The following is a 15080-nucleotide window of genomic DNA, read 5'->3' as shown; positions in this document are numbered from 1 at the left end:
GGATCAGGCCGATCTCGTTTGTCTGGGCTGCGCGAACGATGCGGTTTTCGGCGGCATTGACGGTATCAAAGCGAGCGGCAGCGACCGTAATTGTCTGATTGGCGCCAACCGATTGCGTGTGGTTTAGCCCGATATCTTCGGTTGAGTTTGCGCGAATGAGGATTGTTTCATCCGCGCCCACCGTCAGCTTGCGGTTGGCCCCGACGGTTTCGGTGTCATTTTGACCGATGGAGACGGTACGGTTAACGCCAACCCATGTCGTCTTGTTGTTGCCAACCGTTTCATCGCGGTCGACGCCAATATCCTGCTTTGCGTTATTGACCACGTTTTCGGCAAAATCGTTACCGATGTGCCGGGTTTCATTGTTCTTGATCAGCTCATTATGGTCTTTTTCGGCCTGAAAATAGACCTCTTCGGCGCCTTTGAGATCTTCAAACCGTAGTTCATTCCAGCCCCCCCCACCCAGCGAGCTTTCAGATTTCCAGCCCGATTGCGTGGCATTGGCGGGCAGGTCATAGGGGGGCATCTGTTCGGCATTGTAAACGCGGCCGGTGATGATGGGGCGGTCGGGGTCGCCTTCCAGAAAATCAACGATGACCTCATGCCCGATACGCGGAATCTGAATAAAGCCAAACCCCGCCCCCGCCCAGGCCGCGCTGACGCGAATCCAACAGGTCGTGTCACCCTGCCCCTCATCGGCGCGGTCCCAGAAGAAATGCACCTTAACGCGGGCGTATTCGTCGGTATAAATTTCTTCGCCGGCCGGCCCAACCACGCGGGCGGTCTGCGGCCCCTTCATCACCGGTTTGGGGGTGCTTCGAGCGGGGCGAAATTTGCCCAGGTTTGGCACCAACCGGTAATTTGCCAGGAATCCGTCATCGCGCGTTTGATCGGCAGAGGCGTTATATTGCCCGTCCCAGATGTCATAATCAACGGACAGGATCAGATAGCCCTGGTTTTCGGTGTCGCGCGGGTAATCGAAAAGGTCGAACACGTTGCCGGATCGTGGCATGCTGGCGGTAGAGCGTGCGTAGATAACATTTCTGAACGCCTGATCCTCGGTGCGCCTAAGTTCGGCCATGGTGTTGCCGGCGGACATGTCCATATAGTGGCCCGGATAGCTGTAGCGCGCTTGTGCGTCGCTGTCGTGGCCCATGGTTTTTCTGGATTTGGCAATCAGGTCGGCCGAGGGCGATTGAAAATTGTAATCGGTCAGCGTGTGTTCGCCTGATACGATAGTATCGGTTCGGCTAAGCCGGGTGATCACGCCGGGGCCGCCTGTGTTGGCGATGTCATGCGGCTCAAACCGGATACTTTCCATATCTGGCGCCGCTTTCAGTTTGCCGGAATCGTCGCTGATGATCAGGGTGTGCTTGTTGTCCTCATACTCAAAATAATAAAAGGCACCGTCGTGTTCCATCAGCCGCTGAATGAAATCCAGATCGGTTTCGCCGTATTGCACACAGTAGTCGCGCAGTTTGGTTGCAGGGCCGCTCAGATCAAAGCGAAAATCATAGATATTGTGTTCGGACAACACCGATGAGATGATTTCTTTCACCGACTGATCCTGGAAAATCCGGTTGTCGGTGGTTTTTGACAGCAGCCACAACTTGGGCCGCAGGATCAGCCGATAGATGAACATATCGGCATCGTCATCGCCCTCAAAGCGGAACTGATCGACCATGCCGTGAAAATAGCGGGGTGTCTCTTGCGCCTCATGGTCGGTTGTGACCGCGACGCTTACCATCTGGCCCAACAGATCGGTGCCCGCGATATTGGGGTCAAAGCTGCGCGCCTGCACGTTGAATTCAAAACATTTACTGACATGATCCGCCCCGGTAAGCCGCGAGAACAGCAAGGCATCCTCGTCAAGCGGAGTCGTCAAATGAGCGATGCGTCCTAAAGCCATTGTCTTCTCCTCGGGTCGGGGCGTGGGGTGTGAAATGCGTGGATAATACCCTATACAATACAGCGAAAATCGGTCGAGCGGGTGGAATTCCGCTAAAGGCCCGGCGGACAGGTCAGCCCTTTCATCGCGGGGCGCACAGAAACCGGGTTAAGCGCGCGGGTAAAATCCATTTCCAAAAACACACGGCCAGATTCGGTGCGCAGATCCAGCAGCAGCCGCTGCCCGCCGTCACGCTGACGCAAGCGTAAGCCGTCCATCAGCCGCATCAGCCCCCATGGCCCGCCATATGTTATGCGCGCCCCCTTTTCCGTGTCGCGAAAGCTGACATCGACGCCGATGGCCGGTTGTGGCCCGGGCCATGCAAATTGCGCGGGCGCGCCGGTTGCGCGCACCGGTTTTGCCACCCCGCCAATGGCAAACATGGTTTGCCCCCGCTCGGCCAAAGCCGCCAGTGTCAGATCGGCACCAAACTGTCCGTCAGCGCCAAAAAGGCCCTCGCCAACCTGCATCGCACGTTCCAGAAATACCGCGCTTTCGGGGGTGACACCGGCAAAGCGCGCCTCTGGTTTCCAGTGCCATGGGCTTTCGCCGGTTTCCAGATAGGGGGCAGCGGTCTGGCGCACGAAGGTGCCAATGGCGCCTTGCGGGCCCAGAAGGGCGGCCAGATCGGCGGGGGCGGCGTCGGGGCCATCGTTGAACGGATAATGCGCCAGCGTGTCGCGGCAAAGTGGAAACACCTGGCTTTGCCAGCCCCGTGTCAACGGGTTGGAGCTTTGCCCCTGTTCGGCCAATGCCGATTGCACCAACACATCCTCTGCGATCTGCACCACGATGCGTGGCGCATTTTTCAGCGCGTTGATAAAGCGGGCCGTATCCTGAACGCTCATCAGGCGCGCAGCGCCGCGGTTTGTGCCGATGTCCGTGGCCCCAAGTGCCACGTTGAGCTGTGAAAACAAGCGTGCGATTTCAGCCATGCGCCCTTGCTCGACATACTGGATCATGGCACCGAATTCGCGCGCGATGGTGATTTGCTGCGCGTGGCTGCGGCTACGGTCGCTACCGCCAACCTGGACCCAAACCTGCCGCAAAAGGCGTGTCAGCGGGTTTTCTGGCTGTGCCAATGCACCCGACACGACAATCGCAGTGTCGCGCTGCCCAAAGGGGCGTACGCGCAGGTCGGCCAGCCACGCTTTCCATGTGGTCAGCGTTTCCAGATGCAGCCGGTCCATCAACAGATCAGGGGAATTGTTTTTGGCGGGCAAGGTATGCCCAGTGATCGGCAGGGCAAGATCACGGGCGCGTTGCACGGCGCCGCCGACCGCGAAATCACGCGCCTCAATCCAGCCTGCAGCGGTGAACAACCCCGCAATTCCCTCGGTCATCGGGCGCCCGGAGCGGCGTAAAAGCACCGTATCCAGCCCCGCTATCGCCGTGGTTGGTATCCATTCGGGCAGCGCGCGCATCCGTGCGGCGCGCAACAGCTCAAGCCATGCGCGGTCGGGCTCGGCCACTTCGGCGGCAAAATCGCGTGCCTGATCCATCACCGCGCTGTCACGCACTGTGATGCCAGGAAAGGGACCGTCAAGCTGGGCGACATGCGGTGCCATCCCCACCAGCCCCGCTTGTGCGCCGTTATCCTCCAGCCAGCCGGTCAGATAGGCGGCGCCCCAGGTATCCGTGCCGGTCAGCACCGACCAGGCGCGCAACGCATCATAAAGGACCAGCCCATCGCCCTCGGTCGCCAATACCTCTTCGATACCCGCAGCGATGGCCGGGGGAGCATAAGTGTTGACCGCGCGGTGATAGGCCGTGTTTGCGTGGGTTTCCGCGTCACCAAAGGGCAGGCGCAGGGCGCGGCGCAGCGGGGCGCGACCCGCCGCCTTTGCGACCCGCGCAGCGGCCGCTTGCAGGGCGGTCAGCCGCGTGACCAACGCGGCCCCGCTTGGCGCATTTTCCAGCCCAATGCCGCGCACCTCGGCGTCGAATGCCGTGATGAGGTGTTCGTGGAACCGATGTTCAAGCCAACCGGCATACCCCGCAAGGCCCAGGACCAGCACCAAAAGATAGGCGGCGATACGCAAACCCCAATGGCCGTTGTCGATGCGGCGATGGGTGTCGCGTTGCGCCTCGGCACGGGCAAGGATATCGCTGAGGAATTGCGCCAGATCAGCATAGGCGCCCCCCTGGCGCGCAGCCGTTTCGCGAAAATCGCGAATCCGCGCGATGGGCATATCGTGGCCCTCAAAAAGCTGTCGTTGCGCCAGTACGGTCCAGCGTGTCAAAGACAGGTTTGCCACCGTGCGTGCCCGCATATCCAGCAACATCGCCAACGCATAGCGCGCCGGTTTTATCGCGTTGGGCGGCGCGCCTGCGCGTGTGGCCTCCTGTTCAAATGCGGCCAGCGCGGCCTCGGCGGTGTCTACTGCGGCGGCGGCGCCCGCGCGGGTCTGCCGCTCCAGATCTTCGACCAGATCCAGCACCGGGCGCGCGGCGGATTTGAACACCGAAGGGGGGGGCTGGTCGGGGCGCGCCACGCTACAACTTTCCTTCAGCCTGCCATTTGAGAAGCGTTTCCACGCCAACCTCGAAATGCATCGAATCCTCGCGGCTGTAGGTGGCGCCCCAATACCAGCCCTCTTCGTTGAACAGTTCCGCCAGCAGCAGCAACCCGAACTGCGTGCCACCATCGCCAAAGCCGTCAAGCCGGCCCTGCAGCTTCAAATCAATTGCGGTGCCCCACGAATGGTTTGACCAGGCCGAGTCTGACCCCCGGATAAGCCGCACACATAGCGCGCCCGCCGTGCCAAGCGCGCCGTAGATTTCCGGTTCGCTTTCGCCTAGTTTTGCGATGATCCGTTCAAGGCTGTCGAGGGCTGGTCTGATCATTGTCACCGTGATCGGGCCAATCTGGCGAGTCTCAAGCAGGGATTTCAGGTGTGGCTGGGTTACGCCGCTGCAATCGACGGTCTTGGTGTCGCGCGGCACGCCCAACAGTTCTAGCATGACACGGTTGCCGGGTTGGGTGATGCCCTTGTTGAAACGTGTCTTGGCCAGCTTCATCACCTCGGTCATTTCCTCGGTGCTACCGTGGCGTTCGTCCTGTTCCAGTTCTGGCGTGGGCAAGGTGACGTTCAGCCCGGCATCGCCCTGCGGCATCGGTGCGGCTGATGCTGTCAGTGCGACCTCTTCCGCCAGGTGTTTGATCTTCGCCTCGGCATCGCGCAGGCCTGTGTGCAATGTCTCCACCTCGGTGCGCAGGCGCGCGGTTTCGGCCTCGGCGCGCTCCAGCCGCAATTCGGCGCTGGCGTCGGCAGTTTGCAGCAATGCGCCTACCACCGCCACCGCGATGCCCGCCACCACAAGGCCGATGGCCACGATGATAGGTCCGATCAGCGCCCCTTCCCGCATCGCGTTACCTTTCGGATGCAAAGGCAACGACGACCGACACATTATCGGGCGCGCCCGCTTCCAATGCCGCGCGCACCAGCAGATTGCAGGTGCCCTCAGGGGTGGGCGATGCGCCCAGCAGGCCCGCAATTTCCTGATCGCCAAGACAGGTGGTCAACCCGTCACTGCACAGCAAAATCCGATCCCCTGCAATAAGCGGGGTGATGGTCGTGTCAATATCAAGCGTGTGTTCAACCCCTACGGCGCGGGTGACCACGTGGCGTTCGGGATGATTTTCACGCTCTGCATCGCCCAAAAGCCCCTGATCGACCATGTCTTGCACAACCGTATGGTCACGCGTCAGCAGGCGCAGCGCCGGGCCACGCAGCAGGTAAGCGCGGCAATCGCCAACCCAGGCAATCGTTGCCGTCGCATTCTGGACGAGGACCGCCACCACGGTGGATCCCATCTGGTTGCCGTGCTGGGTGCGCGCCAGAATCTCGGCGTTGGCGGCGTATAGCTGCGTGCGCAACGCCTGCGGCGCCAAGGTGTCATCCGCGATATGGCTCAGTTTGTCGATCACGATGTCAGAGGCCACGTCGCCGTGACCGTAGCCGCCCATTCCGTCCGCCACAGCCCAAAGCATGCCCGACGGGTCGGTAAGAATGGAATCCTCGTTTCGATCACGCACCAGCCCCCTATGGGTCAACCCGGCCCCATGGAACCGGGGCGCGGTGCCGGGCATCATCATCGGAACGCGGGTTATGGGCGTGGACAACGAAACAACCGCCTTTCAGCCGGATTTTCCTACACGGGCGCGCCCGGTGGTGGCAAAAAACTATACCCGAACACGTTGAACGGGCTGCCTTCAGGCTGTTTTGATGATACTCTAGGTCATGTTCGTCGCAAAATCTTTTTTGGCCGAGGTATCTGTCATGCGTTTCCTCTTGCCCGCCGCTCTTGCCGTTTTTGGTCTCTTTGCCGCCCCCGCCATCGCGCAAGAGGATCTTTCGGTGAATGAGCTGACCAAACTGTTCGAGCGCCAGAAAGCCGCGTTCAGCGAGGCAAATTCAAACAGCCTGGGTCAGGCGCGGGGGCTAAAGCTGATCACCGTTGAAAATGCCACTGTTTCTGGCGCTGAACCCGGCGCGACGGTAACGACCAAGGCCGATGCAGGCCCAATCGACCCCAATAAGCCGCTGGTCGCGACGCCGGTGGTTTTTGGGCAGCTTGACCCGGAATTGCAGGTAAACCTGCGCATCACATTCGGTTTTGATTCCGCCGCCCTTTCGGACTCGGAAAAGCCCAAATTAGACAAGATGTGCCAGGTGTTGCAGCAAAGCGATATCAATCTGGTGCGCATCGTTGGCCACACCGATACCGCAGGATCCGATGAATACAATCAGCATCTGTCAACCTTGCGCGCACAGGAAGTAGCGCGGCATCTGATCGATTCATGCGGCATTGCGCCGTCGCGGCTTCAGACTATCGGCATGGGAGAGCGCTTTCCGGCCAACCCCGAGAATGGCCGCGCCGATGAAAACCGGCGGGTAGAATTTCAGGCGCTGAGCTAAGGCCGACCCCCGCCAGGTCAGCCCAAGGGCGCGGTAGCAGGGTTGCGCCCGCCGCCCGGTTGTTGCGTGACCATTTTTGTCAAGCAAAATTGACAAGCCAACCCTCGATATATATCAGCAGATTTGAACGCCTTTGGGGGGTGCGGCCCAGGGTACTGGGTCACCCCGCCCAAAGGCAACAAAGTCCAGAGTTCCTTCATTCCGTATTTACCTACTAAAAAAGTATGGTATTTCCCATCGGGCAAGTCTTGAAAGGAAATCAATAATGATTCGAACGCTCTTTGGTGCGACCATCCTCTCTGCCGCCTGTTTTGCGGTGTCGGCCAGTGCGGCAGAATACCCGATCGGCGAGCCGCAAGAAGGCGGCGGGCTGGAGGTTGCCGCAGTCTATCTTCAACCGATCGTCATGGAACCAGCGGGCATGATGACGCCCGCGGCAGAGGCTGACATCCACCTGGAGGCTGATATCCACGCGCTTTCGGGCAACCCCAATGGTCTGGCCGAAGGGGAATGGGCGCCCTATCTGCAGATTGGCTTCAAGCTGGTGAAAAAGGGCAGCGACTGGACTGCCGAGGGGCATATGATGCCGATGGTTGCCAACGACGGGCCGCATTATGGCGACAACGTCAAGCTGGACGGCGCCGGCGAATACCAGCTGGAACTTATGGTCGCGCCGCCTGACGGCATGGCCTTTGGGCGCCACACCGACCCTGAAACCGGGGTAGCGGCCTGGTTTGAACCCTTCACCAAGAACTATGATTTTACCTATGCCGGAACCGGCAAAAAAGGCACCTATTGATAGCTGCGAACGGGGCGGCGGCCGTTTCGACCGCGCCCCAAGCTAAGGAAACTGCATGAAACTGCTGGCTAATATCGTGATTCTGGCGCTGAGCCTGTGTCTGGGCACGGCCCGTGCCACGCAGGCAGATGAGTTGCCGGTCATCGACGTGACGTTGAACGACGGCGTTATCACGCCGCAGCATTTTGAGGTGGAGGCCGGCAAACCGTTCAAGCTGGCGATCAAGAACATCGGAAGCACGGCGGCCGAGTTTGAAAGCCTGCGTCTATACAAGGAAAAGGTACTCGCACCGGGGGCGGAATCGTTTCTGGTCTTTCGCAAACTATCGCCGGGCACCTACCCGTTTTACGACGAATTTCACATGAATCTGACAAGTGCCAACGGCACTATCACCGCCAAGTAACCCGAGGCCCGCCATGTTGCTGCAGATACTTTTCATCGTATGGCGCGAAAGCGTCGAGGCCCTGCTGGTTATCGGTATTCTGGCCGCATGGATGGCGGCAAACGATACGGCCCGATCGGGGCGCAAGTATCTGTGGGGCGGGGTTTTGGCCGGTATTGCAGCGGCCTTTGCGCTGGCCGCCGCGCTGATGGTCTTTGCCAATGAACTGTCGGGCGAGGCGCAGGACTGGTTTCAAACGGCGCTGATGCTGGTCGCCGGAGTGCTGATCGTGCAGATGGTATTCTGGATGCATGCCCATGGCCGCACCCTGAAACACGAACTTCAAAACGGTCTGGCAGACGCCGCGCGGCGGCGGCACTGGTGGGGGGTGTTCGCCCTTGCGCTGATCGCGGTTGCGCGTGAAGGCAGCGAAACGGTGGTGTTTCTTTACGGCATTCTGTCGGCAGGGGCTGATGCGGCGGGGGGGCTGATGGCGGTTACAGGCGCTATCGTTGCCGGTTTCGCGCTGGCACTGGCCACCTATGGTGCGCTGCAACTGGGGCGGCGCTGGCTGTCGTGGCGGCTGTTTTTCCGGGTGACCGAGGTGTTGCTGTTGCTGTTGGCCTGTCAGATGTTTACCAGCGGCGCGGAAAAGCTGATCGGGTTGGGCGTGTTGCCCTTTACCGATCCGCTTTGGGATACAAGCTGGCTGCTGAATGATATGAGCCGCTGGGGCGGGCTGGTTGCCGGCCTTACCGGCTATCGCGCGCTGCCGGGGGTGGTGACGTTGGCCGTCTGGCTACTTTATTGGGCAACAGTGTTCGGGGTCGGGTCATGGCAGGCACGGGAACGCGTTGCATGACGGCGATCGACTATACGCATCAGCCACCACAGGCGCGCCTGGCCCGCTTTGGCACCTGGCTGCGTGACCATCGCGGCGCTGTCATGGCGGTGCAATGGGGTGTTGTCTTCGTCTATGCGGTGCTGTTGATCGTGCCCACGGTGCTGCCGTTGCCGCCTGTCGGCGCACATATCTGGAACAACCTGACGCTACTGGCACAGTTTCTGTTCTGGGGGGTGTGGTGGCCGGGGGTGCTGATCTCGATGATGGTGTTTGGGCGCATGTGGTGCGGCATATTCTGCCCCGAGGGGGCGCTGTCGGAATTTGCGGCCAGCCATGGGCGTGGCAGGGCAACGCCGCGCTGGATTCGTTGGAAAGGGTGGCCGTTCACCGCCTTTGTGCTGACTACGGTTTATGGCCAGTTGATCAGCGTCTACCAATACCCGCTGCCGGTCCTGCTGATCCTTGGCGGTTCGACCGCAGGGGCCATGGCTATTGGCTGGCTGTATGGCCGCAACAAGCGGGTCTGGTGCCGCTATCTTTGCCCGGTGAACGGCGTGTTCGGGCTGCTGGCAAAGCTGGCGCCGATGCATTACGCGGTTGATCAGAAGCAGTGGAACGCAGCCTACCACAGCGCAGACTCGATGCGGCCCTTTACCTGTGCCCCACTGGTTGCAGTCCGCACGATGAAGGGGGCCAGCGCGTGCCACATGTGTGGCCGTTGCGCGGGCTTTCGGGATGCGGTGGAACTGAAGACCCGCCGCCCCGACCATGAAATTGTAAATGTGGCGGCGCAGGAAGCAACCCATTGGGACAGTCTTTTGATCATTACCGGCCTGATGGGCGTCGCCATCGGCGCCTTTCAGTGGTCATCAAGCCCATGGTTCATCACCCTCAAACAGGCGCTGGCAACATGGCTGATCCGTCACGGCACGATCTGGCCGTTAGAGCATAGCCTTCCCTGGTTTTTGCTGACCAACTACCCCGGCCGCAACGACGTTTTGTCGATTCTGGATGGCGCGGTGCTGTTGACCTACATCGCCACCACAGCCGCCGTAATAACGGCAGCGGTTGGGCTGCCGCTTGTTCTTGCGGTGCGGATTGCGGGCAAATGGGAATGGCAGCGTTTTCACCACCTCAGCCATGGGCTGATTCCGCTGGCCGCGATTGGCGTGATCCTTGGGCTTTCATCAATGACGGTGACACAGCTAAGGGCGGACGGCTTTGCGCTTGGCTGGATTGGGCCAACGCGGTTTTGGGCGCTTACGGGGGCGGTTATTGCCTCGGCATGGCTGATGGCGCGCATCGTGGGGCGCTATTGCAATGGGTTGCGGCAGGTCGCCGCCACGACGGTGGCCTTTGCAGCGCTCGCCGCCCCGATTTGCGCCTGGTGGCTGCTGTTTTGGCATTGGTGAGCCCGGCAGGACGGTAATCTGCGCGATAATGCGCTCGTCCTACCGGTGATGTTCAACATCGTACCCCCTTTCGGCGGTTCGGATTTTTCTGACTTCCGAACGCCCCGCCCATTTTGGTTAGCGAGGTTGGGGGTGGTGCCAGATCACTTGCCGCCGGTGACAGAGTGGCTCGGTTTGTGCGAATAGCTTTCGAGTATTTCGCAAGCGGAGTGTCGTGCAGATTATGCGACCACCGATACCGGCGTCAGGGTCTTCTACCCGCCTGTTTGGTTCGGCCAATGCTTTATAGTCGGTAGCCTGCCACCCGCAGGATACCCGCAAAGCCCGTCAGAAAGCCCCTCGTAGGGTTGCCGTGCCGCGCCACCTTCTCAAAGCAGATCGGTCCAGATTTACGCCACCCTGGTGATAGGTCTGGTATGGGCGTTAAAGCGGCGGGTGGTCGGCATATTTGGTGACAGCGACATGCTTTGCCGGCCCGGGCAGTGCCCAGCAATGGCCCGAGAGGGGGCGAGTGTGCTCTTGGTTGGTGGGCCGCCTTCGATCTGCCACTTTGTCGTTTTGGCCCTTGTGTTACCTACATCGCAACACCGACAAGCATGGCGCAGGCGCGCAGTGGCGTTGACCGGGAAGCGGACGCAAATGATATCTAGGTGTTCACAGCAGTCTTTGCTGATTTTTATCATATCGGCATCCGCCGTGGAACGGGCTTTAGATCTTCAAAACCCCGCAGCAGCGGCAGAAGAGAACCTTGATCTGATCATCACGTTTGGATCTGTAAACTACCATCACCCGCTTTGCGCGCAACGCTTCGCCGGCCAGAAAGGCGCCGGGCAGTCACTCCATAGCTGGCAGTGACGTTGCAGACCCGTGCCGTGACCTCATCCGGCCAGCACAGACCTGTTGGGCCAGCAAGTGCCCTGATCCGCGACACCTCCCTTTCCCCGTGAAACCCTATCCGGCGCCCGTTTTGGCACGCTACCGGCAACCTCCTGAAAGCTCAATTGTAGGGCGGCATGCATCAAAAGCCACAAAACCGAAGCCTGCATGTAGACGTGCCGCTTATGCATCATGCCGCCATTGCACGGAAGATCTGCCCATCCCGACTGTTCAGATTTCCGAAACCATCCCTGTGATGGGGGCTATTACCGGATTGTTTCATCTAAAACCTCGCACACCTGACGCCGGGGTTGGACAATTAGTGCACCAGAAATTCGGCGTGAAGTGCGCCGGATGAGTTGATGCTTTTTAGAATGTCGATCATGTCACGCGGGCTGACACCCAGCGCGTTGAGACCAGAAACCACATCAGATAGCGAGGAGGTTGCTGCAAGCTCGGCCATTTGGGTCCCTGCATCCTCGGTGATCGATGCGTCAGTCCGCGGGACGATAACCGTCTCACCCTGCGCAAAAGGGTTTGGTTGCACTGCTATGGGCGCCTCTTGTATCCGTAGGGTAAGGTTGCCTTGGCTTACCGCAACGCGCGAAATCTTTACATCTTCGCCCATAACGATGGTCCCGGAGCGTTGATCCACCACGACACGGGCTCGTAGTTCCGGTTGAACGAGCAGGTTTTCGATACGGCCTAAAACATGTGCAGGTGAACGCATATTGGCTGCAACGATGTTCACTGCAACAGTTCCGGCATCTTGCATTAACGCAACACGCTTTCCGAATTCATGATTTATCACGCGTTCAATTCGCTCAGCCGTCGTAAAATCAGGGCTGCGAAGTGCCAAACGAACCGAGTCGAGCGTAGCAAAATCAAAGGCAATCTCGCGTTCGATCCGCGCACCGGATGGAATGACGCCCGCTGTCGGAACGCCTTGCACTACAGAGGCGCCGCGCCCTTCGGCGGACACTCCTCCAGCAATAATCGTGCCCTGTGCAACAGCGTAAATATCGCCGTCTGCTGCGTTCAAGGGTGTCATCACCAGCGTTCCGCCGAGCAGACTTTTTGCGTCGCCAATTGCGGAAACCGTAATGTCGATCTGACTACCGGCGCGGCCAAAGGGTGGCAACGTAGCCGTTACCAGAACCGCTGCCACGTTCTTTGGGCGAAACTGCTCGCCGTTAACGTTAACGCCGAGGCGTTCGAGGATGTTTGCCATGATTTCCTCGGTAAAAGGGGCATTGCGCAAACCATCCCCAGTGCCATTCAGGCCCACGACCAGGCCGTATCCTACCAGATCATTGCCACGAACACCGTCAAACTCTACCAAATCCTTGATCCGAATTGGCGCGGCCATTACTGAAATGGGAAGCAGGCACAGGATCAGTGCAAAAATCAGTTTCATGAGAGATAATCCGTGAGAGAAAGGCGCGAAAGCCGCGCGGTAAGGGTATATAGCGTCTCAAGCTGGGTCTGGACGGCCTCAAGAGCCGTGGCGGTGTCGTAAGGGTCTGCGGCAATCATGCCACTTCTGGCCAGCGTCAACGCTGATGCTTCGGCGGTGTTTCGTGTGGAAACCTGACCAATCTGCGCCTGGGTTGCGCCTATGGCAGCTTGGGTTGCAACCAGCTTATTCCCTGCGGCAAAGACATGCTCGCCTGCGGCGCGGGTCAGATGCGCCCGTTCAGTGTCATTTCCGGCGAGGGCACCATCAGAGACCAATGCGGCAATGGCCAAGCCTCTTATTGCGTCCCGGATGTTTGGATCGGTGGCGTTGATCGGCAACTGCGCCGTTTCACTTTCGCTTATCCGAAATGCAGAAAGGGCCGTCGTCCCCCCGGTATAGGCCTGATCCACAAAACCACCCGAGCCCGTTGGCGCGTCGAACCACATGTCGATCGCCTCCAAAGCGTCTGATGCAGTTGATGCACCTGAGATTGTAGTATGAAGCTTTGCCAAAATGTCTTCGGGCGCCGCCAGTGGGCGCATGTCCGTCGCCGTACCCGAAAATGCATAGCGCCCGGCAGTGTTGGTATTCAGCGCCATGATCATTGACTCGAACTTTTGCTTTGCGTCCGCGGTCGAGGTCGCCACCATTGTGGGGCTGGTGCTAGTGGCAGACGACAACAGCATTGGTCCGGTATCAGCCATAAGCGATTGCATGGTCCCCAACACGCCTTGCATGCTGTCGGCTAATTGTGATGCCTCTGCCGTCGTGAAAGCATAAGAATTAAGGACGGTTAGGGATCTTTCGATCCCGGCCAGTGCCGTAAAATCACCGCGCACTGCAACACCGAGGTCTTTTTGGACGCCGGTGGTTAACTCTTCGGTCAAGCGCGACAGATGGGTCTTTAGCTGCAAATTATGGCGTTGCATCTGGAATGTTTGCGCCATGTCTCCGATGGATTTATAGTTCATACTAAAGCGCCAAGATTTGCTGGATCAATTCGTCTACCGTCTTGATCACACGCGCATTTGCGGCATAGGCCTGCTCAACCTGCAACAGCACCTGCATTTCGTGATCAATGTCTACGCCATCGGCCAACTGCAATTCAGTCAATGCTTCAAACCGTGCTGTCGCATAGCTTTGCCTTTCTTCTGCTGATAATCGCGCGCCTGATGCCTGTGACAAAAGATCACCAGCCAATCCTGAAGAAGACCGGGCAGCGCCTAAGAAACTACCCGATGCGGGTGGGTGTGGCGCAGTCAGGGCTTCGGCCATTGCTGTCAGCAAAGAAGCATCCCCGACACTGCCAGCTGGTCCGGGGCCAAGCCCATCGCGCAGCCGCCGAAGGGCGCCATCTTTTTCGGGGTCGGCATCAGAGTTAATACTAATACGCTCGGCTAAGCCAGTCTCGATCATTGGATCGAAGGCGGCCCCCGCGTCGGTGAAAAGCCCTAAAGCCGTTCCGGAAAGGGTTGGGTCAACATCGGAATCTTGAAACCGGGAAATCAGGTCGCGGGCGAAAGCGTCAAGCTGGGTCTGCATCTTCGGGGCAAGTTCATCACGAATCGCAAAAAGTGCGCCAAGCCTACCGCCGCCCAAAACTCCATGGTCCGACGCAGATACCGGAATATCATTGATCGTTAACCCGGAAAGAGCCCCCGAAGCCAACGTCATATCCGGAGTGATAACGCCAACAGGTGAAAACCCGATGGTGACTGCATTTCCCTCAAGCAAAATCGCGCCGCCGGTTGTAAAAAGTGATATCTGATCATGATCACGCGCCACTTCTCGAATGGGGACGATCAAAGCCACCTTATCGACCTGTTCCTGGCGCTGATCCATCAAGGATGTTGCATCGCGTCCCGAAGCGCGCTGCGCTAGTATATCGGAATTCAACTGGTCAATCCGCGAGAGTGCGTCGTTAAGTGAGGTGACCGTATCGGCAATCCCATTATCTGCTTGCATTCGCGTCTGTCCCAGATCCTTGGATAGGGTATTCAGTTGACCTGTCACCCCTTTTGCGGCGTTCAGTACTGCGGCAAGGCGTGCCTCGCTATCTGGCCGGCTTGCGGCCTCGATCATGGATGATTCCAGTTTCACAATTCGTGAGGATAGTGATCCGTCTGCCCCCGGCGCGCCAAGCGATGCCTCAAATTTTGTATAAAAATCTGTTTTAACCGAGCTGTTTTCAGTTTCTGACATCGCAAGCCGACGATCTGACAGAACCGCCTGATCAACTACCCGGTTAACACCATTGATGCGAACGCCTGCACCGTCTCCACCTAGCGATAACGATGACAACGAAAGCTCGCGTCGGGCATAGCCAGCAGTTAGTGCATTTGCAGTGTTCGCTGACACGACCTCAGCCGCCCGGGAAGCGGCTGAGAGACCGGATAACGCGTTCGATAGTGAGCTTGAAATACTCATGTCTCAACTTC

12 protein-coding genes are annotated in these 15080 nt (G+C 58.9%); 5 read left to right on the top strand and 7 right to left on the bottom strand.

The window, feature by feature from the left end:
- The 4 genes from ACM62R_RS09010 to ACM62R_RS08995 all read right to left on the bottom strand — a co-directional run.
- On the bottom strand, nt 1-1909 hold a 1909-nt coding region (locus ACM62R_RS09010), incomplete at its 3' end, for a type VI secretion system Vgr family protein (protein ID WP_415183724.1).
- 92 nt (nt 1910-2001) lie between these two features.
- Nucleotides 2002-4443, bottom strand: a complete 2442-nt coding sequence (locus tag ACM62R_RS09005; protein WP_415183723.1) for an ImcF-related family protein — start codon at nt 4441-4443, stop codon at nt 2002-2004.
- Between the two features lies 1 nt (nt 4444).
- The gene (locus tag ACM62R_RS09000) at nt 4445-5317 is read right to left on the bottom strand and encodes a M15 family metallopeptidase (protein ID WP_415183722.1); all 873 of its coding nucleotides are present in this window, start codon (nt 5315-5317) and stop codon (nt 4445-4447) included.
- A 4-nt stretch (nt 5318-5321) separates the two neighbouring features.
- The gene (locus ACM62R_RS08995; RefSeq protein WP_415183721.1) at nt 5322-6074 is read right to left on the bottom strand and encodes a PP2C family protein-serine/threonine phosphatase; all 753 of its coding nucleotides are present in this window, start codon (nt 6072-6074) and stop codon (nt 5322-5324) included.
- Nucleotides 6075-6231: 157 nt separating this feature from the next.
- Between ACM62R_RS08995 and ACM62R_RS08990 the strand changes: the two genes are divergently transcribed.
- The 5 genes from ACM62R_RS08990 (at nt 6232) to ACM62R_RS08970 (ending at nt 10307) form a co-directional block, all read left to right on the top strand.
- Nucleotides 6232-6870, top strand: coding sequence for an OmpA family protein (locus ACM62R_RS08990; RefSeq protein WP_415183720.1), 639 nt, complete (start codon nt 6232-6234; stop codon nt 6868-6870).
- Between the two features lie 265 nt (nt 6871-7135).
- Nucleotides 7136-7669 carry an iron transporter gene (locus tag ACM62R_RS08985; protein WP_415183719.1) on the top strand — a complete coding sequence of 178 codons (534 nt, stop codon included), beginning with the start codon at nt 7136-7138 and terminating at the stop codon, nt 7667-7669.
- A gap of 55 nt (nt 7670-7724) precedes the next feature.
- Complete coding sequence (locus tag ACM62R_RS08980; protein ID WP_415183718.1) at nt 7725-8072, top strand: cupredoxin domain-containing protein; 348 nt, start codon at nt 7725-7727, stop codon at nt 8070-8072.
- Between the two features lie 13 nt (nt 8073-8085).
- Nucleotides 8086-8913, top strand: a complete 828-nt coding sequence (locus ACM62R_RS08975) for an FTR1 family iron permease (RefSeq protein WP_415183717.1) — start codon at nt 8086-8088, stop codon at nt 8911-8913.
- Nucleotides 8910-10307 carry a 4Fe-4S binding protein gene (locus ACM62R_RS08970; protein ID WP_415183716.1) on the top strand — a complete coding sequence of 466 codons (1398 nt, stop codon included), beginning with the start codon at nt 8910-8912 and terminating at the stop codon, nt 10305-10307. Before ACM62R_RS08975 ends, ACM62R_RS08970 begins: the two co-directional genes overlap by 4 nt.
- Nucleotides 10308-11502: 1195 nt before the next feature.
- Here ACM62R_RS08970 and ACM62R_RS08965 read toward each other — a convergent pair.
- From ACM62R_RS08965 to flgK, 3 genes are read right to left on the bottom strand one after another with little or no spacing between them, the layout of a single operon-like run.
- Entirely contained in the window at nt 11503-12600 is a 1098-nt protein-coding gene (locus tag ACM62R_RS08965; RefSeq protein WP_415183715.1) for a flagellar basal body P-ring protein FlgI, read from the bottom strand.
- A complete protein-coding gene (locus tag ACM62R_RS08960) occupies nt 12597-13613 on the bottom strand; it encodes a flagellin (protein ID WP_415183714.1) in 1017 nt (338 codons plus the stop codon). Before ACM62R_RS08960 ends, ACM62R_RS08965 begins: the two co-directional genes overlap by 4 nt.
- A gap of 1 nt (nt 13614) precedes the next feature.
- Nucleotides 13615-15069: a flagellar hook-associated protein FlgK gene (gene flgK, locus ACM62R_RS08955; protein ID WP_415183713.1), complete on the bottom strand. Its 1455-nt coding sequence runs from the start codon at nt 15067-15069 to the stop codon at nt 13615-13617.
- Between the last annotated feature and the right edge of the window lie 11 nt (nt 15070-15080).

The organism is Phaeovulum sp., assembly GCF_047638075.1.
Classification (GTDB): Bacteria; Pseudomonadota; Alphaproteobacteria; order Rhodobacterales; family Rhodobacteraceae; genus UBA6197.
Note: the sequence above shows the minus strand (reverse complement) of the source record. Positions and strands in the feature narration are given on the sequence as shown.